Source organism: Streptomyces sp. NPDC086787, from assembly GCF_044745865.1.
Lineage (GTDB): Bacteria > Actinomycetota > Actinomycetes > Streptomycetales > Streptomycetaceae > Streptomyces.
The window spans coordinates 361,538-379,909 of the sequence record NZ_JBIVBC010000003.1 but is presented as its reverse complement, the minus strand read 5'-3'; the positions used below and the strand labels follow the sequence as shown (position 1 = coordinate 379,909).

The 18,372-nt window shown below is 72.3% G+C and carries 16 protein-coding genes; 4 read left to right on the top strand and 12 right to left on the bottom strand.

The genetic code is table 11. The features are described 5' to 3' along the window. Positions 1-52: 52 nt before the first annotated feature. The 3 genes from ACIPK3_RS11370 to ACIPK3_RS11360 all read right to left on the bottom strand — a co-directional run bounded on the left by ACIPK3_RS11370 (position 53) and on the right by ACIPK3_RS11360 (position 2,708). A complete protein-coding gene (locus ACIPK3_RS11370) occupies positions 53-781 on the bottom strand; it encodes a Crp/Fnr family transcriptional regulator (RefSeq protein ID WP_402568391.1) in 729 nt (242 codons plus the stop codon). A gap of 176 nt (positions 782-957) precedes the next feature. Continuing rightward, positions 958-1,707: a TIGR03943 family putative permease subunit gene (locus ACIPK3_RS11365; protein WP_402568389.1), complete on the bottom strand. Its 750-nt coding sequence runs from the start codon at positions 1,705-1,707 to the stop codon at positions 958-960. Beyond that, positions 1,704-2,708 (bottom strand): permease, encoded by a 1,005-nt coding sequence (locus ACIPK3_RS11360; protein ID WP_402568387.1) that lies wholly within the window; start codon positions 2,706-2,708, stop codon positions 1,704-1,706. The genes ACIPK3_RS11365 and ACIPK3_RS11360 overlap by 4 nt, the downstream gene beginning before the upstream one ends. A gap of 174 nt (positions 2,709-2,882) precedes the next feature. Here ACIPK3_RS11360 and ACIPK3_RS11355 point away from each other — a divergent pair, with 174 nt between their 5' ends. After that, complete coding sequence (locus ACIPK3_RS11355; RefSeq protein WP_402568385.1) at positions 2,883-4,808, top strand: NAD-binding protein; 1,926 nt, start codon at positions 2,883-2,885, stop codon at positions 4,806-4,808. Positions 4,809-4,826: 18 nt separating this feature from the next. Here the strand turns inward: ACIPK3_RS11355 and ACIPK3_RS11350 are convergent, their stop codons facing one another. Continuing rightward, entirely contained in the window at positions 4,827-6,614 is a 1,788-nt protein-coding gene (locus tag ACIPK3_RS11350; protein WP_402568384.1) for a prolyl oligopeptidase family serine peptidase, read from the bottom strand. A gap of 46 nt (positions 6,615-6,660) precedes the next feature. On the opposite strand from ACIPK3_RS11350, the gene ACIPK3_RS11345 reads away from it, so the two are divergent. Continuing rightward, positions 6,661-7,455 carry an SURF1 family protein gene (locus ACIPK3_RS11345; RefSeq protein ID WP_402568382.1) on the top strand — a complete coding sequence of 265 codons (795 nt, stop codon included), beginning with the start codon at positions 6,661-6,663 and terminating at the stop codon, positions 7,453-7,455. Here ACIPK3_RS11345 and ACIPK3_RS11340 read toward each other — a convergent pair. The 7 genes from ACIPK3_RS11340 to ACIPK3_RS11310 form a co-directional block, all read right to left on the bottom strand. Then, positions 7,425-8,570 (bottom strand): hypothetical protein, encoded by a 1,146-nt coding sequence (locus tag ACIPK3_RS11340; RefSeq protein ID WP_402568380.1) that lies wholly within the window; start codon positions 8,568-8,570, stop codon positions 7,425-7,427. The genes ACIPK3_RS11345 and ACIPK3_RS11340 overlap by 31 nt on opposite strands. Continuing rightward, the gene (locus ACIPK3_RS11335) at positions 8,567-9,169 is read right to left on the bottom strand and encodes a SigE family RNA polymerase sigma factor (RefSeq protein WP_402568671.1); all 603 of its coding nucleotides are present in this window, start codon (positions 9,167-9,169) and stop codon (positions 8,567-8,569) included. The genes ACIPK3_RS11340 and ACIPK3_RS11335 overlap by 4 nt, the downstream gene beginning before the upstream one ends. Before the next feature lie 345 nt (positions 9,170-9,514). Further along, entirely contained in the window at positions 9,515-10,573 is a 1,059-nt protein-coding gene (locus tag ACIPK3_RS11330; protein ID WP_402568378.1) for an aspartate-semialdehyde dehydrogenase, read from the bottom strand. A gap of 13 nt (positions 10,574-10,586) precedes the next feature. After that, positions 10,587-11,864 (bottom strand): aspartate kinase, encoded by a 1,278-nt coding sequence (locus tag ACIPK3_RS11325; protein WP_402568376.1) that lies wholly within the window; start codon positions 11,862-11,864, stop codon positions 10,587-10,589. 177 nt (positions 11,865-12,041) lie between these two features. After that, positions 12,042-12,704 (bottom strand): DUF5063 domain-containing protein, encoded by a 663-nt coding sequence (locus ACIPK3_RS11320; RefSeq protein WP_402568374.1) that lies wholly within the window; start codon positions 12,702-12,704, stop codon positions 12,042-12,044. Further along, positions 12,697-13,296 carry a recombination mediator RecR gene (gene recR / locus ACIPK3_RS11315; RefSeq protein WP_402568372.1) on the bottom strand — a complete coding sequence of 200 codons (600 nt, stop codon included), beginning with the start codon at positions 13,294-13,296 and terminating at the stop codon, positions 12,697-12,699. The genes ACIPK3_RS11320 and recR overlap by 8 nt, the downstream gene beginning before the upstream one ends. Before the next feature lie 58 nt (positions 13,297-13,354). After that, positions 13,355-13,699, bottom strand: coding sequence for a YbaB/EbfC family nucleoid-associated protein (locus ACIPK3_RS11310; protein WP_402568371.1), 345 nt, complete (start codon positions 13,697-13,699; stop codon positions 13,355-13,357). 234 nt (positions 13,700-13,933) lie between these two features. Between ACIPK3_RS11310 and ACIPK3_RS11305 the strand changes: the two genes are divergently transcribed. After that, positions 13,934-14,647 carry an SLATT domain-containing protein gene (locus ACIPK3_RS11305; RefSeq protein WP_402568370.1) on the top strand — a complete coding sequence of 238 codons (714 nt, stop codon included), beginning with the start codon at positions 13,934-13,936 and terminating at the stop codon, positions 14,645-14,647. A gap of 232 nt (positions 14,648-14,879) precedes the next feature. Here the strand turns inward: ACIPK3_RS11305 and ACIPK3_RS11300 are convergent, their stop codons facing one another. Beyond that, the gene (locus ACIPK3_RS11300; protein WP_402568670.1) at positions 14,880-16,235 is read right to left on the bottom strand and encodes an aspartate aminotransferase family protein; all 1,356 of its coding nucleotides are present in this window, start codon (positions 16,233-16,235) and stop codon (positions 14,880-14,882) included. Between the two features lie 238 nt (positions 16,236-16,473). Between ACIPK3_RS11300 and ACIPK3_RS11295 the strand changes: the two genes are divergently transcribed. Next, positions 16,474-18,312: a serine/threonine-protein kinase gene (locus tag ACIPK3_RS11295; RefSeq protein WP_402568369.1), complete on the top strand. Its 1,839-nt coding sequence runs from the start codon at positions 16,474-16,476 to the stop codon at positions 18,310-18,312. Positions 18,313-18,372: the final 60 nt, after the last annotated feature.

The following is an 18,372-nucleotide window of genomic DNA, read 5'->3' as shown; positions in this document are numbered from 1 at the left end:
GCAGGCAAGGCAAGCTGACCAGAGGCTAGGAGAGTCGGCTGGATCCAATCCCCTACGAGTACGGAATCTCGCCTGCGAGTTTGGCGAATTCCAGCAACTTCGGAACGTCACAGATGGTTATTTTTCTGTAACTGCGCTGCACCAGACCCAGTCCTGTCAGGGTGGCCAGGCTTCTTTCGGCCGTGGGCAGGGCGAGGCCGGCCAGGGACGCAAGCTCCTTCTGGGACAGAGTGACACTCAGGACGCACCGGGTCCGGTCACCCGGCCGCGCGGGCCTGCCGTACGTCTGGCCCAACTCGGCCAGCACCCGGGCGAACCGGGTGACCGCGTCGTATGCCCGGTAGTCGATCCGGCGGCGGTTGGCCCAGCGCAGCCGGGCGCTCAGCATGCGCAGTACGGCCTTCATCGCCTCGGGATGGCGGGTCAGGAAGTCCTCCAGGGCGTACAGCTGGATGATCCTGGCCGTCACGTCCCCGCACGCAAGCACCGTGCCGGACCGGGGCAGTTCCTCGAACGCCGCCATCTCGCCCACGAGATCGCCCGCGATTCGTATGGCGAGCAGCACGTCCTCGCCGCTCTCCGAGGTGGCCGCCACCTTGACCACCCCGCTGGTGAGCAGCAGGACATGGCGGCTCGAATCGCCCTGTTGCAGAAGAGGCTGATGCGGCAGATAGGTCTTCTCGACTCCCTGCCGGAGCAGTTCGTCCCGGGTCTCCCGCCGGAGCCTGCTGAGAAAAGTGGACGGCGGCCAGTCGTCACACACCTGGTAATTCACCGGCACCCCCGAAGATCACATTCCGCGGCGGAATACGCCGCCAGGTGACCCGTCCATGCTGCCTTCGCGACCCGGCCGGCATGACACCGTCGGACAACATGGCCTGTTTACGCGCACCGCAGCTCAAATTGATCGAACATACGGACCCGTCGGAGCGGTCGTCGGAGCGGTTGGCTGTTACGTCAGTTGTTCCATGTTTCGTCGTACGGGTCCCTCGGCTCCGACACCGGGTGGGACGCGGTGACCCTGAGGTAGGGAATCGGGCCGTTGTTGACGGGGTCCCGGGTCTGCTCGGTGGTGTAGGTGCCCGTCACCTCCAGCCATCCGTCCGGGCGCAGGACCGGCGGGACCTCTCCGGTGAGGCCGATCTTCACCGGCTGGGCGTCCGCGGCACAGCAGTTGAGGGCCATGCGGACGAGATAGGGCTTGCCCGCGCCGTCCAGGGCGACGAAACCGGTGATCCGTACGGGGCGGCCGTGCAGGGAGCGGCCGTGGTCGTATACCGCGCGGCCCGCGTAGTCGGCCAGGCTGAGCGGGATCGTGCCGTTGCCCGTGGGCAACTTGGCGTAGCCGTAGGGCTGTTGCAGGGCCGTGCCGGTACGGGTCGCGCTGTACGAGCCCAGTGCGGGCGGGGCCACCAGGATGAGGGCGAGCAGCGGCAGGACCAGCAGCCAGGAGACCCGGGGCTCCCGATGGGCGTGACCTTGTTCGCCGTCGTGACCGTGATCGCGACCGGCCCCGCCACCGCGACGGGCCCGCCGCCACTCGTACCAGGCCGTCGCCAGCGCCGTCACGATCAGTACCGCGCCCGCCGCCAGCAGCAGCGGGCGCAGGCCCGCCTTCACATACCGCAGATAGAGGTCCGTGAAGCCCGCGTGCAGCAGGGCCGCGCCGGTCAGGAACAGGACCGCCGACTGCGCCTGCCGGTTCACAGCAGCACCGCCCCGGTCACGACGGCGCCCGTGACGGCCAGCGCGAAGGTGGCGGGGGCGAACCGCAGCGCGAAGCCGCGCCCGAAGGTGCCCGCCTGCATCGCGAACAGTTTCAGGTCGATCATCGGGCCGACCACCAGGAACGCCAGTCTGGCCGTGAGCGAGAACTGGGTGAGCGACGCCGCCACGAACGCGTCCGCCTCCGAGCAGATCGACAGCACCACGGCGAGCACGGCCAGCGCGAGCACCGAGAACACCGGGTTGTCGGCCGCCGTGCGCAGCCAGCTCGCCGGGGCCACCGCCTTCAGGGTCGCCGCCGCCATCGCGCCGAGCACCAGGAAGCCGCCCGCGTGCACCATGTCGTGCCGTACCGAGTCCCAGAAGGCCTCCGCCCTCGTCCGGCCCTCGGGTCCGTGGTGCGTCGGCGGGCGCAGCCAGTCGGTGCGGCCGAGGCGCTGCCACAGCCAGCCCATCGCGCACGCCACCAGGAGGCTCCCGGCGAAACGGGCCAGCACCATTTCGGGGTTCCGGGGGAAGGCGACCGCCGTCGCCGTCAGCACGATCGGGTTGATCGCGGGGGCGGAGAGGAGGAACGCGATGGCCGCGGCGGGCGTGACTCCACGCCGTACCAGCGCCCCGGCCACCGGCACGGACGCGCACTCGCAGCCCGGCAGCACCGCGCCCGCGAGCCCCGCGACCGGCACGGCCAGGGCGGGACGGGCGGGCAGCGCGCGGGCGAAGAAGGACGGGGGGACGAAGACCGCTATCGCCGCGGACAGCAGCACACCGAGGACCAGGAAGGGCAGCGCCTGTACGACCACCGCCACGAACACCGTCATCCAGCTCTGCATCACCGGTGTGCCCAGTGCCCCGCGGACCGGGCCCTGCAACGCCACGACCAGGACCAGCAGCAGGGTCAGCGCCAGCGGGGAGTTGAGGTGCCAGCCGTCCCGCTCCGGCCGCCGTTCGGTGGCGGGCGGGGCTTCTTCGGTTACGGCCACGGGTCGCGTACCTCCGGCGTACGGCGCTGCTTCGCTGTGCTCCCTCCCCTGCGGTACGGCCGTTCCGGCACCCGCGTTCAGCCGGGCACTGGAACCGCTCGTGCTGTTGGGGCAGTCTTTGCCCTTGTGGGGAGCGTTCCTTATCAAGGCGGACATGGTGGCGCACCGGAGCACATGGTGGTGTGCGGTGACGACGGGCTGGCCCATCGGCTGGCCGCCGAACTGCGCGGAGTGTACGGCGAGCAGGTGACGCTCGTCGTGCCGCCGGGTGAGCGTACGGCACGGCCACCAGCGGTCGGGCGGGCCCGGGCCGCCTCCGCGGCGCTGCTCGACCGGATGGTCAGCGCGGCCGTGGGGCGGGGCACGGCGGGCGGCAACGGCAACGGCAGTGGCAATGGCGGCGGCAACGGCTCCGGGGAAACGGGGCGCGGCGAACGGCTGCTGGAGGCCGCCGAGCCGACCGAGGCCGTGCTCGCCGTCGCGGGCGTGGAGCGGGCCGCCGCGCTGGCGCTCGTGTACGACGACGACGAGACCAACATCCGCGCCGCGCTCACCGCCCGCCGCCTCAACCCCCGCCTGCGGCTCGTCCTGCGCCTCTACAACCGGCGCCTCGGCCAGCACATCGAGGAACTCCTCGACCAGGCCGCCACGCTGGCCGCCGGGGACGGGGACGGGCAGGGCGGGGACGGCGCCTCCACGACCGTGCTGTCCGACGCCGACACCGCCGCGCCCGCGCTGGCCGCCACCTCGGTCGCCGGGACCAGCAAGGTCGTCCAGACGGACGGACTGCTGCTGCAGGCGGTGGAGCGGCCGCCCGCCCGGGTGGGGCTGCCCACCGAACCGGGGCTGTGCACACTGGCCCTGCTGTCGGCGACCAGCAGCGACCCCGCGGGCTCGGACGGCGCCGAGGGCAGCGGGGAGCGCGGGCCGCGGCTGCTGCCCGACGACGCGGAGGTGCGGGCCGCCGACGGGCGGGGCACCGTCGTACTGGAGCAGGTGTCGTACGCCGCCGGGCCGCCGATGCCCGCGGGGCGCACCGGGATCGTGCCACCGTTCGCGTCGCTGTTCTCCCGGCGGCTGCGGTGGTCCCTCGCCGGGCTCGCGGGGTGCGTGATCGCGCTCGCCGTCGCGCTGTCGCTGGTGACCGGGATCCATCCGCTGGGGGCGTTCTATCTGACGCTGCTGGACCTGTTCGCCATCGACGATCCGGCGCTCGGGGCTCCGCTCGGCCGGCAGATCCTTCAACTGCTGTCCGGGCTGGTCGGCTTACTGCTGCTGCCGGTACTGCTGGCCGCCGTCCTCGAAGGACTCGGCACCTTCCGGACCGCGTCCGCCCTGCGCAAGCCGCCGCGCGGACTGGGCGGGCATGTGGTGCTGCTGGGACTCGGGAAGATCGGCACGCGGGTGCTGACCCGGCTGCGGGAACTGCACATTCCCGTGGTGTGCGTGGAGGCCGACCCCGAGGCCCGGGGCCTGGCCACCGCCCGGCGGCTGCGGGTGCCGGTGGTGCTGGGTGACGTGACCCAGGAGGGGGTGCTGGAGGCCGCCAAGATCCATCGGGCCCATGTACTGCTCGCGGTGACCAGCGCGGACACGACGAATCTGGAGGCGGTGCTCTACGCGCGGTCCGTGCGGCCGGACCTCAGGGTGGTGCTGCGGCTGTACGACGACGACTTCGCGAACGCCGTGTACCGGACGTTGCGGGCGGCGCATCCGCGGGCGGTGACGCGGAGCCGGAGTGTGTCCCATCTGGCCGCGCCCGCGTTCGCCGGGGCGATGCAGGGGCGGCAGATTCTCGGGGCGATTCCCGTGGAGCGGCGGGTGTTGCTGTTCGCCGCGCTGGATGTGAGCGGGCATCCGGAGTTGGAGGGGCGGACGGTGGGGGACGCGTTCCGTGCCGGGGCGTGGCGGGTGCTGGCGTTGGAGGGGCGGTTGTCGGTGCCGGCGGGGCATGTGCTGCGGGGTGGCGAGCGGGTCGTTCTCGCCGCCACCCGGCGGGGGCTGGCCGAGTTGCTCGGACGTCCCGGGGCGCCGCCCCGGACCCCGCCAGGGGCTCCGCCCCCGGACCCCGCTTTCCCACCCTCCCAGCCGTCCCGGTAGGCCCAGGGAGTATGAGCGCTACCCCGCCAAGTGCCTCCCCGCGAAGTCCATCTCCAGCCTCACCTGCTTGATCCGCTCCTCCACCACCAGTGACCCGTGCCCCGCGTCGTACCGGTACACCTCGTGCACCGCGCCCCGCTCCGCGAGCCGGTCCACGTAGTTCTCGACCTGGCGGATCGGGCACCGGGGGTCGTTGACGCCCGCCGAGATGTACACGGGCACCTTGACCTGGTCGACGTAGGTGAGCGGCGAGGACGCCTCGAAGCGTTCGGGGACCTCCTCGGGGGTGCCGCCGAGGAGGGTGCGGTCCATCGCCTTCAGGGTTTCCATCTCGTCGTGGTAGGCGGTGACGTAGTCGCCGACCGGTACCACCGCGATGCCCAGGGCCCACGCCTCCGGCTGGGTGCCGAGGCCGAGGAGGGTGAGGTAGCCGCCCCAGGAGGCGCCGGTGAGGACCAGCCGGGCGGGGTCGGCCAGGCCCGACGACACGGCCCAGTCGCGGACCGCGGCGACGTCCTCCAGCTCGATGAGGCCGACTCGGTGGCGCAGGGCGTCGGTCCAGGCGCGGCCGTAGCCGGTGGAGCCGCGGTAGTTGACGCGGACGACCGCGTAGCCGTGGTCGACCCAGGCGGCGGGGCCCGCGGCGAAGGCGTCGCTGTCGTGCCAGGTGGGGCCGCCGTGCAGGTCGAAGACGGTCGGCAGGGGGCCGGTCGCGCCCGCGGGCTTCTGGACCAGGGCGTGGATGCGGCCGCCGGGGCCCTCCACCCACACGTCCTCGACCGGCACCGAGCCGGGGCACTTCATGCCGGGCGGGTCGAGGACCACCTTGCCCGTGGTGGAGCGGACCACGGGCGGCTCGGCGGCGGAGGACCAGAGGAACTCCACGCTGCCGTCGGGGCGGGCGGTGGCGCCGGAGACGGTGCCCGGCGGGGTCGGGATGGCCGACAGCTCGCCCGTGCCGAGGTCGTGGCGGAACAGTTCGCTGCGGGCCTCGAAGCCGTGGGCGATCAGCAGGGCGGAGCCGTCCGGGTACCACTCGGCGCTCACGTCGCCCGGCAGGTCGAGGGCCAGGTCGGTCTCGGCGCCGGTCGCCACGTCCCACACCAGCGGCTCCCAGCGGCCGCGCCGCTGATGGCCGATGAGCAGCCGGGTGTCGCCCTCGACCGGGGCGAAGCCCAGCACCTCCAGGCCGAGTGCCTCGGCGCCGCCCCTGGAGTCGTCGAGTTCGGCGACCTGGGTTCCGTCGTGGCGCAGGACGCGCAGCGCAGAGTGCATCGCGTCGCCGTGTTCGGTGTGCTCGATCGCGATCAGCGTGCCGTCGTGGGAGATGTCGCCCACGTAGGCCGACTCGCGGTGGCGGTAGAACTCGACCGGGTCGGCGCCGTCGCGGGTGAGGTGCAGCGTGGTGCCCTCCTCGTCCGTGGAGCGGCCCACGACCGCCGTGCGGCCGTCCCGGGACAGGGCCAGGCCCGCCGGGTAGGAGGGGGCGAGACCGGGTACGGCGGGCTCGTCCGCGCCGCCCGCGAACGGCTGGCGGCGCCACACGCCGAACTCGTCGCCGTCCTTGTCGTCGAACCACCAGATCCACGCGCCGTCCGGGGACAGCGTCCCGTCGGTCGTGCCGTTCGGCCGGTCGGTCGCCTGCCGCTGCGCGCCCGTCGTCCGGTCCCACGCGTACAGCTCGTAGGTCCCGGTCGCGTTCGACACGAACAGGGAGCGGTGCGGCGCGTCCTCGGCCCAGTCCGGCAGGGACACCCTCGGCGCCCGGAAACGCTTCTCCCACTCCGGCATGCTGCTCTCACTCATGGCCCCATTGTGGGGGGCGGTTCCCGGCCGCCGTACCGTTGTCGTCGTGTACCGGTTTCTGCTGACTCCCCGCTGGTGGGGCATCAACGTCTTCGTGCTGCTCGCCGTGCCGTTCTGCGTCTTCATGGGGTCGTGGCAGCTCGGCCGGTTCGAGGGCCGGGTGCAGGACCACCGGACCGCGACCGAGCGGGCCGCGTCCGTGCGGACGGAGGCGGCCCGGCCGCTGGCCGAGCTGCTGCCCGTCGACAAGTCCACGGTGGGACGGCGGGTCACCGCGACCGGCCGGTACGGCGAGCAGCTCCTCGTCCCCGACCGGGAACTGCACAGCAAAAGCGGCTACTACGTGCTGACGCTGCTGCGCACCGACGCGGGCCGGGCGCTGCCGGTGGTGCGCGGCTGGCTGCCGGGGCGCGCGGACGCCGCCAAGGCGCCGGCCGCGCCGTCCGGCGAGGTCACCGTCACCGGCGTGCTCCAGGCCTCGGAGACACCCGGGGACAACGGGGTCAGCGCGCGGGGCGGGCTGCCGTCCGGGCAGACGGCGGCGATCAGCTCGTCCTCCCTCGTCAACCTGGTGCCGTACCGGATGTACGACGCGTGGATGACGTTGGACAAGGGTGACTCGGGGATGCGGGCCGTACCCGCGAGCGCGCCCGCCGGCTCCGGTCTTGACCTGAAGGCGTTCCAGAACCTCGGTTACACCGGGGAGTGGTTCGTCTTCGCGGGCTTCGTCGTCTTCATGTGGTTCCGGCTGCTGCGCCGCGAGGTGGAGTTCCTCCGGGACGCGGCGCTGGGCCTGCCCACGGCCGAGGCCTACGAGGCCGAGAGGACTCCGGTCCAGTAGACCGTGCCCGCGCACGCGCCGGTCACCGTGGCCGTGCCGGTCGGGGAACCCGCCTCGGGCGTGTGGGACACCACGACGCTCCCGTCGACCGGGCTGCCGTCCTTCCGGGTCAGCTGGGGAGAGTCGCCCGCCACGCCGTTGCCCGCGTCGGTGCCGGCGCCGGTGTCCGGGCTGGGGGTCGGGTCGGACGACGGCTCGCCGGGGCCGGTGCCGCCGTTGTCGCCGCCGCCGTCGGCCGGGCAGCTCTGGGCGGGCACGAAGGCGAACTTCTCCTCGTAGGCCTCGCCGGGCTTCAGCGTCAGGCCGGTGGCCTCCTCGGAGGGGGTGGGCAGTCCGGCCGCCGCGTCCCCGGCCGTGTGCCGTACCGCGCTGACCTTGCCCGCGTCGGCGGCTCCCTGCGCCTGGACGTTCACGTTGCCCGCGCCGCCGACACCGCAGGCGGTGGTGGAGACGTTGGCGACGCGGAAGGTGCCGTAGACGACGCCCGCCGAGTCGGGGGCGTCGACGGTCGCCACCGGGGAGCCCAACTGGGTCGCGGTGCACCCGGGGAAGCGGCTGCCGGCGGAGGCGGAGGAGTGGGCGCCGTCGGTGGGTCCGGTGGTGCCGGCGCCGTCGGCGTCACTCTTGCCGCCGCCCTTCAGGTCGCTCCTGTCCTGGCCGGAGGGCTGGTCGCCGGAGCCGTCGCCGGTGCCGGACCAGCCGTCCTGGTCCGTGCCGTGGCTCGTCCCGTCGTGCGCCTGGGAGGCCTGGCCGGCCATGGAGGTGTTGGGGTCGGAGTCGCCGGAGTGGGTGACGTGCACCAGGGCGGGGACGGCGGTGGCGAGGAGGACGGCGGCGGCCGCCATGCCGACGGCCGCGTGCCGCCTGCGGGCCCGGCGCGCGGGCACCGCCCGGCGCAGATGGTCCAGGGTGCCGTCGCGCGGCTCCATGTCCTGGACGGCCGAGTGCAGCATCCGGCGCAGGGCCAGCTCGTCCGAGCCGAGCTCCTCGGGGCCCTTGCCGTCGGGGCCGTGGTTCACAGTTCCGTTCCCAGCGTGCGAGTGCGTGTGCTCGTGCGTGTGGCGTTCATCGGGCTCGCCTCCCCCGGCGCCCTCGATCGTGCCGCCGCCGGTCATGCCGGGGCCTCCATGGCCACCCGCAGGGCGGCGATGCCGCGTGAGCCGTACGCCTTGACCGAGCCCAGCGAGAGCCCGAGCGTCTCGGCGACCTGGGCCTCCGTCATGTCCGCGAAGTAGCGCAGCACGAGGACCTCGCGCTGGCGGCGCTGCAGGCCCTTCATCGCCTTGATGAGGGAGTCGCGCTCCAGCTGGTCGTAGGCGCCCTCCTCGGCGCTCGCCATGTCCGGCATCGGCTTGGACAGCAGCTTCAGGCCGACTATGCGGCGGCGCAGCGCGGAGCGGGACAGGTTGACGACGGTCTGGCGCAGGTAGGCGAGGGTCTTCTCGGGCTCGCGGACCCGGGTGCGGGCCGAGTGGACGCGGATGAAGGCCTCCTGGACGACGTCCTCGCAGGAGGCGGTGTCGTCGAGGAGGAGGGCCGCGAGGCCGAGCAGCGAGCGGTAGTGCGTCCGGTAGGTCTCGGTGAGGTGGTCGACGGTCGTGCCGGCCACCGCGGACGCGGACTCCTCGGCGCCGTCGCGCTGGCTGGGGATGCGGGCGGGCCGCGCTGCGGGCATCGGCGCGATCACCGGCATGCCGCCGGGGACACCGGGCATGCGGGGCCGCAGCACCGCGCGGGGCGGCGCACTGAGTTCGAGTACCTGTGCCACGTCAGTTGGACGCGCTTGTGCCCGTGAGGGTTGTACGCGCCGGGCGTCACCGACGGTGTTTCCGTCATGCGTCCCCGCTCTTCCACTGTTTTCCATGTCCCCACGCCCGGTCGTCGCGGCTCCGGGGCCCCGGTCAAGGGCGTACGCGAAGACGCTTCCCGCGCTGCGCTGGTTGCGGAGTGCGGGAAGTGAAATCTTCGAACGTGGAAGGTGCCGGGTACAAGTGGATTCGACCATGGTCCCCACCACATACACCGTCACATGCGGCTCACATCGGCGTCGCACGCGGGGTCAGGACTGCTCCGCGGCCACCAGTTCGGCGATCTGGGCCGTGTTGAGGGCCGCGCCCTTGCGCAGGTTGTCGCCGCAGACGAAGAGTTCGAGCGCGGTCGGATCGTCCAGGGTCCGGCGCACCCGGCCGACCCAGGTGGGGTCGGTGCCGACCACGTCGGCGGGGGTGGGGAACTCGCCCGCGGCCGGGTTGTCGAAGAGGACGACGCCGGGCGCGGTGGCGAGGATCTCGCGGGCGCCGTCGACGGTGACCTCGCCCTGGAAGCGGGCGTGCACGGTGAGGGAGTGCGTGGTGACCACCGGGACGCGGACGCAGGTGACGGCCACGGGCAGGGTGGGCAGGCCGAGGATCTTGCGGGTCTCGTCCCGCACCTTCATCTCCTCCGAGGACCAGCCGTCCTCCCGGAGCGACCCGGCCCACGGTACGACGTTCAGCGCGACCGGCTCCGGGAACGGCCCGGTGTTGTCGCCGACGGCGCGCCGTACGTCGCCGGGGCTGGTGCCCAGCTCGGTGCCCGCGACCAGGGACAGCTGGGCGCGCAGGGTGTCGACGCCGGCCTGTCCGGCGCCGCTGACCGCCTGGTACGAGGACACCACCAGCTCGCGCACCCCGAACTCGGCGTTCAGCGCGCCCAGGGCGACGATCATGGAGAGCGTGGTGCAGTTGGGGTTGGCGATGATCCCCCGTGGCCGTACCCGCGCGGTGTGCGGGTTGACCTCGGGCACCACCAGGGGCACGTCCGGGTCCATCCGGAAGGCGCCGGAGTTGTCGATCACCACCGCGCCGGCCGCCACGGCGACCGGCGCCCACTGCGCGGCCACCTCGTCGGGTACGTCGAACATGGCGACGTCGACGCCGTCGAAGGCCTCCTCCGACAGCGCCACGACCTCGACCTCCACGCCGCGCACGGTCAGCTTGCGGCCGGCCGAGCGCGGCGAGGCGATCAGGCGGATCTCACCCCAGATGTCCTTGCGCTGCGAAAGGATCTGGAGCATGACCGTGCCGACGGCACCAGTCGCTCCCACGACCGCGAGCGTCGGACGGACGGTCGACTCCATCAGTGGATCTCCCTCAGCGGCCGGTGCCGCCGTAGACCACGGCCTCGTCGGTGTCGGAGTCGAGGCCGAAGGCGGTGTGCACGGCGCGGACGGCTTCCGGCACGTCGTCGGCGCGGGTGACGACCGAGATGCGGATCTCGGAGGTCGAGATCAGCTCGATGTTCACGCTCGCGTCGGACAGCGCCTCGAAGAAGGCGGCGGTGACGCCCGGGTTGGTCTTCATGCCCGCGCCGACCAGCGAGATCTTGCCGATCTGGTCGTCGTAGCGCAGTGAGTCGAAGCCGATGCCGACCCGGCTCTTCTCCAGGGCGTCGATGGCCTTGCGGCCCTCGGTCTTCGGGAGGGTGAAGGAGATGTCCGTCAGGCCCGTGGAGGCGGCGGACACGTTCTGCACGACCATGTCGATGTTGATCTCGGCGTCGGCGATGGCCCGGAAGATCGCGGCGGCCTCGCCCGGCTTGTCCGGTACGCCGACGACGGTGATCTTGGCCTCGGAGGTGTCGTGTGCGACACCCGAGATGATGGCCTGCTCCACCTTCTTGTCCCCTTGCTGAATCGGCTCACTGCTGACCCACGTGCCCTGCAGTCCGCTGAAGCTGGAGCGGACGTGGATCGGGATGTTGTAGCGGCGGGCGTACTCCACACAGCGGTGGAGCAGCACCTTCGAACCGGAGGCGGCGAGCTCCAGCATGTCCTCGAAGGAGATCCAGTCGATCTTCTTCGCCTTCTTCACCACGCGCGGGTCGGCGGTGAACACGCCGTCGACGTCGGTGTAGATCTCGCAGACCTCGGCGTCCAGCGCGGCCGCGAGGGCCACCGCCGTGGTGTCGGATCCGCCGCGCCCGAGGGTGGTGATGTCCTTCTTGTCGGCGCTGACGCCCTGGAAACCGGCGACGATGGCGATGTTGCCCTCGTCCAGGGCGGTCCGGATGCGGCCCGGCGTGACGTCGATGATCCGCGCTTTGTTGTGGACCGAGTCGGTGATGACACCTGCCTGGCTGCCGGTGAAGGACTGGGCCTCGTGGCCCAGGTTCTTGATCGCCATGGCCAGCAGGGCCATGGAGATCCGCTCTCCGGCGGTCAGCAGCATGTCGAACTCGCGTCCGGCAGGCATCGGTGACACCTGCTCGGCGAGATCGATCAGCTCGTCCGTCGTGTCGCCCATCGCGGAAACGATGACAACCACCTGGTTGCCGTTCTTCTTCGCTTCCACGATTCGCTTGGCGACGCGCTTGATGCCTTCGGCATCGGCTACGGAGGAGCCTCCGTACTTCTGCACGACAAGGCCCACGTGCGCTCCTCGCTCGTCCGTCGTTGTGCGCTCAGTCTATCGAGCGTCCGAATGTTGCCTTCGGGATACCGCATCGTGAGACATCGTCGTAACGTCGCGGTTCCCGCTCGGAGACTCCCCTGCCCAAAGTGGCGCGGGTGAAGACTGTGGCGACTGTGACGTAGACGTCAGTGCCGGTCAGCGGCCCGGGTGCTGCATACCCAGCGGCTCGGCGATCTCCTGCTCCATCACCCGTCCGGCCTCGAACTCCAGGGTCTCGTCGCCCACGCCCTGGTCGGTGTCCAGGCCGTCCAGCTCCTCCAGGGGCTGGTTCAGGCGGACGTGGGCCAGGACCGAGTGGAGCGCCCGGAGGGTCGCCGAGGCGGTCGAACCCCAGTTGGAGAAGTAGGAGAACTGCCACCACCACAGGGCCTCGGTGGTACGGCCCGCGCGGTAGTGGACCATGCCGTGCCGCAGGTCGGCGATGACGTCGGCGAGGTCGTCGGAGATCCGGGCCGGGACCGGCGCGGTGCGCGGCTCGTAGGGGTCGAAGACCTCCGAGTAGACGTCGACCGGCTCCAGAAGGCGTGCCAGGTTCTCCCGGAGCGGGTCCACGTCCAGCTCGGGACCGGGATCGGGCTCGTAGCGCTCGTCGGGAACGATGTCCTCGTGCGCGCCGAGCCGGCCCCCGGCCAGCAGCAGCTGGGAGACCTCCAGGAGGAGGAAGGGCACCGCGGAGCCGGGCTCGTCGCCCTTCGCGACCTCGGTGACCGCGACCAGGAAGCTTTCCACCTGGTCCGCGATCTGCACCGCGAAGTCGTCCGGGTTCTGCGTCGTGGCGTGCAGCGTGGCGTCAGACATCTAGGAGTCGTCTCCCCTCGAAGGCGCGGCCGAGGGTGACCTCGTCCGCGTATTCCAGGTCGCCACCCACCGGGAGGCCGCTGGCCAGGCGGGTGACCTTGAGGCCCATGGGCTTGATCATGCGAGCGAGGTACGTCGCCGTGGCCTCGCCTTCGAGATTCGGGTCCGTGGCCAGGATCAGCTCGGTGACCGTGCCGTCCGCGAGGCGGGCCAGCAGCTCTCGTATCCGCAGATCGTCCGGGCCCACGCCCTCGATCGGGCTGATCGCGCCGCCGAGCACGTGGTAGCGGCCGCGGAACTCGCGGGTGCGCTCCACGGCGACGACGTCCTTGGGTTCCTCGACCACACAGATGACCGAGGGGTCGCGGCGCGGGTCCCGGCAGACCCCGCACAGCTCCTCCTGGGCGACGTTGCCGCAGGTCGCGCAGAACCGGACCTTGGCCTTGACCTCCATGAGGGCATGGGCCAGCCGTCGTACGTCCGTGGGCTCCGCCTGGAGGATATGGAAGGCGATCCGCTGCGCGCTCTTGGGACCGACGCCGGGCAGCCGCCCCAGCTCGTCGATCAGGTCCTGGACCACGCCTTCGTACAACGGACCGCCGCCCTTTCTGGAGTCTTCCGGTACGTACCGTAGTTGGCCGCCGCCCGTCTTAGAAAGGCAGACCGGGAATGCCGCTGCCGCCGCCGAGTCCCTGCGCCAGCGGGCCGAGCTTCTGCTGCTGGAGGGTCTGGGCGTTCTCGTTGGCCGCCTGGACGGCGGCGACGATCAGGTCGGCGAGGGTCTCGGTGTCCTCCGGGTCGACCGCCTTGGGGTCGATGGCCAGGGCCCGCAGCTCGCCCGAGCCGGTCACGGTGGCCTTCACCAGTCCGCCGCCCGCGTGGCCGTCCACCTCGGTGCGGGCCAGCTCCTCCTGCGCCCTCGCGAGATCCTGCTGCATCTTCTGGGCCTGCTGGAGCAGCTGCTGCATGTTGGGCTGGCCACCACCGGGAATCACGATCAGCTCCTGAAGATCGGTCTGAGGTCTTTTCCTCCGTTGTGCACGAGCCTACGTGGTCCACGCGGCCATCGCCCCGCCACTCTTTCGAGTGAGATCTTCACGGGGTCTATACCTGATCAAGGCCCCCTATCGGGCGGAAAAGAGCGGAAAGCTACTTCTTCGCCACCCATTGGGCGGTAGGAAGGGGGCGGGTCGTCGAGTTCGCTGGGTTCGTTGAGTAGGGAGTGCCGGGTGGGTCAGCCGGAGATGCAGCCCGAGGGTCCGCCGGGTGATCTGACCGGGCGGGCGTTCCCGCTCGGGGACTGGGGGGAGCCCGCCGAGCGGCTGGACGAGCTGTTCCGCTGGGTGGAGCGCCGGGCACTGGAGACGGCGGCCTGGTATCTCGCGGACCGGGTGTGGAAGCGGCAGGCGGCGCGGGTGCTGCGGGTCGGCGCCGCGGTGGGCGCGGTGTCGGGGGCGGCGCTGCCGCTGCTGGAGCTGACCGGCGCGGTGGACGGGACCTCGGTGTGGGGATACCTGGCGCTGACGCTCGGCCTGGCGTGCGCCGCCGCGGACCGTTACTTCGGGCTGACGTCCGGCTGGATGCGGGACGTGGCCACGGCGCAGGCGGTGCAGCGCAGGCTTCAGGTGCTCCAGTTCGACTGGGCGTCGGAGTGCGTCCGGGAGGTTCTCGGCCCGGCGGAGGGCACGGCGAGCGAGGCGACGGAGCGGTGCCTCGCCGTGCTGCGGCGCTTCTCGGAGGACGTGACGGAACTGGTCCGCACGGAGACGGCGGACTGGATGGTGGAGTTCCGCACCGGGTCGGCGCCCCTCGGCATCCAGTCCGCGGTTGCGTCACCGCCCCGGGCGGACACGGCCCCTTTCCAGGGACGTTTCCCCCTCCCGCCGGGACCCGCGCCGACCCGCCCGAACATGCCCCGCCAGCGGCCGCCCGAGCCGAGGTGACGGAGCACCGTCCGGGCCGCCGGCCCCAGGGCCTCAAGCCCCCAGGGCCTCAAGCCCGGCCACCGGAGCCGAGGTGACGGAGCCACCGTCCGAAGCGCCGCCCCTCAGGACCCCCAGGGCCTCAGGCCTCCCAGGCCCTCAGGCCCGGCCGCCCGAGCCGAGGTGACGGAGCCACCGTCCGAAGCGCCGCCCTCAGCGCCCCCAGGGCCTCAGGCCTCGGGGCCTCAGGGCCTCAGGCCGTGTACTCGTCCGCGACGGTGAGGGCGGCGTCCAGGGCGGCGAGGCCCTCCTTCAGTTCCGCCTCGGTGACGTTGCAGGGCGGCACGACATGGGTGCGGTTCATGTTGATGAACGGCCACAGCCCGTGCTTCTTCGCGGCCGCGCCGAAGGCGGCCATCGGCGCGTTGGCCTCGCCCGCCGCGTTGTAGGGGACCAGGGGTTCGCGGGTCTCCCGGTTCTTCACCAGGTCGAGCGCCCAGAACATGCCCACGCCACGCACCTCGCCGACGCTGGGGTGCCGCTCGGCGAGCGCGCGCAGCCCGGGTTCGACGACGGACGTACCGAGCAGCTTGGCGTTGTCGACGACGCCTTCCTCCGCCATGACACCGAGGGTGGCGACGGCGGCGGCGCAGGCCAGCGGGTGGCCGGAGTAGGTCAGACCGCCCGGGTAGGGGCGCTTGCCGAAGGTGTCGGCGATCGCGCCGGAGATGGCGACGCCGCCGAGCGGCACGTAGCCGGAGTTCACACCCTTGGCGAAGGTCATCAGGTCGGGCACGACGTCGAAGAGGTCGGCCGCGAACCACTCACCGGTGCGGCCGAACCCGGCCATGACCTCGTCCAGGATGAAGACGATCCCGTACTTGTCGCACAGCTCGCGCACCCCGGCGAGGTAGCCGGGCGGCGGGACCATGATCCCCGCGGTGCCCGGGATGGTCTCCAGGATGATCGCGGCGATGGTGGCCGGCCCCTCGAAGGCGATGGTCGTCTCCAGGTGCTCCAGCGCGCGGGCGCACTCCTGCTCCTCCGTCTCGGCGTAGAAGCGGGAGCGGTAGAGGAACGGCGCCCAGAAGCGGACGACACCGGCTGAGCCGCTGTCGGAGGGCCAGCGGCGCGGGTCACCGGTGAGGTTCACCGCCTGCTGGGTGCCGCCGTGGTACGACCGGTACGCCGACAGCACCTTCGTCCGGCCGGTGTGCAGCCGGGCCATCCGCACCGCGTGCTCGACCGCGTCCGCGCCGCCGTTGGTGAAGAAGATCTTGTCCAGGTCGCCGGGCGTACGCTCCGCGATCAGCCGTGCCGCCTCCGAGCGGGCCTCGACGGCGAACGCGGGCGCGAACGTCGTCAGACGCCCGGCCTGCTCCTGGATCGCCGCGACGACCTTCGGGTGCTGGTAGCCGATGTTCGTGTAGACGAGCCCGCTGGTGAAGTCCAGGTAGCGCCTGCCGTCGTAGTCCCAGAAGTACGACCCCTGCGCACCGGCGACGGCGAGGGGGTCGATCAGTTCCTGCGCGGACCAGGAGTGGAACACATGGGCCCGGTCCGCGGCCTTCACGGCGGCACCGGCTGCGGGGTCGGGCTGGGGAGACATGGGGGGCGTCATCGGGGTCGTCATGCGGGCGAGGGTAGATGTCCGCGATTCGGACGCGGTATCGGCGTCCTGTTCCGTGCTCGGGGGGATTCCGCGACAGGTTGTCGGGGCGGGGGTGCGGTGATCATCGCGCGGGCGCCGTTACGGAACCGGTAGACCTTGCCGCGTACGACTCCCGAAGGGCCGCATTATTCTCGATCCGTCGCACATGTCGGGGGGCGGGGAAGGGCGGGGCGGGGTGCAGAAGCTGGGTCCGGGGGATCCGCAGCGGATCGGGGCGTACCGGCTGCTGGCGCGGCTCGGGGCGGGCGGTATGGGGCAGGTGTACCTGGCCAGGTCCGACCGGGGCCGTACCGTCGCCGTGAAGCTGGTGCGCGCGGAGCTCGCCGCGCAGGAGGAGTTCCGGGCGAGGTTCCGGCACGAGGTGCTGGCCGCCCGCCGGGTCGGCGGTTACTGGACGGCCCCGGTGCTGGACGCGGACACCGAGGCCGCGGTGCCCTGGGTGGCCACCGGATACGTGGCCGGGCCGAGCCTCCAGCAGGTCGTCGGCCGCGACCACGGGCCGCTGCCCGAGCGTTCGGTACGGATCCTCGCCGCGGGCCTCGCGCACGCCCTCGGCGACATCCACGCCGCCGGAATCGTCCACCGCGACCTCAAGCCGTCCAACGTGCTGCTCACCATCGACGGGCCGCGCGTCATCGACTTCGGTATCGCGCGGGCGATGGAGACCCTGACCGGTGACTGGCTCACCCGCACCGGCTCGATGGTCGGCTCGCCGGGCTTCATGTCGCCCGAGCAGGTGCGCGGCGACCGGATCACGCCCGCCTGCGACGTCTTCTGCCTCGGTTCCGTGCTCGCCTACGCGGCGACCGGGAAGCTGCCCTTCGGCGCCGCGCAGAGCGGGGTGCACGCCCTGATGTTCCGTATCGCCCAGGAGGAGCCCGACCTGGCGGGCGTGCCCGAGGGCGTCGCCGACCTGGTCCGCGACTGCCTGCGCAAGGATCCCGCGACCCGGCCGTCCCTGGCCCGCATCCTGGAGCGCAGCGGCGCCGAGGACACCGTCGCCGGTGGCCGCTCCCGCGACCCGTGGCTGCCGGGGGCCCTGGTGGCCGCGCTCGGCCGGCACGCGGTACGGCTCCTGGACTCGGAGGACCCGGAGGGCACGGGCCCGCCCCACTCCCAGCGGCAGTCCCCGCCCTCGTCCCCACCCCCGTCCTCACACCACTCGTCGCACCAGTCCCCGCACCAGTCGTCGCACCACTCGTCGCCGTCGTCCTCGCCCGAGCACGCGGCCGCCGCCGAGCCGCCCGCGCCGGGGGCGCACCCGCTGCCCACCCTGATCGCGGGCCGGACGCCCTCGCACCCGGCGTACGGCTATCCGCAGCAGCACCCGCAACCCACGCCGTACAACCCGTACGCGGGCGGTCAGGGCCCGACCCCGCCCCCCGTCCCGGCCGCGGACACGCTGTACGGCCCACCGCCGGAGCCCGCCCGGAACGGACGGTCCACGGCGCTGCTGGTGGCCGTCGCGGCGGTCGTCGCGCTCGCCGCGGGCGGCTCGGTGTACGCGCTGATGCAGGGCGGCGGCGACACCGACGACAAGGGCGGCGGGCCCGCACGCGTGTCCCCGGCGGTCACGGGCGACGCCGGGAACCCGACGCCCTCGCCGTCCCCCTCCGCATCGCCCTCCACGTCCCCGCCCGCGTCCGGCGCGGTCCCGACGGCCTTCCTGGGCACCTGGCGCACCTCGCTCGACAGCACCGGCAGGATCGGCGGCCCCAGCACCCGTGAGCTGACCATCCGGCAGGGCGAGGTCGGCGACACGGTCCTCACCCTGCTCGCCGACGGCCCCACCGAGGACGGCGGCACCTACCACTGCTCCTTCTCCGCCAAGCTCTCCGCGAAGCCCACCGCCGGCGGCCCCCTCCGGATCGGCCCGTCCACCGTCACCTCCGGCGAACCCCGGTCCTCATGCTCCCCGGGCGAGGCCACGGAAGTGACGCTCCTGGGGGACGACAAGCTGCGCAGGTCGAAGACCAGCGGGGGCGGGGAGAGCCTGACGTACAACCGCAGCTGAGGGCACAGGACGTCCGCCTCGAACGCGTATGGTGTCGTGCTCGTACATACGCAGATACTT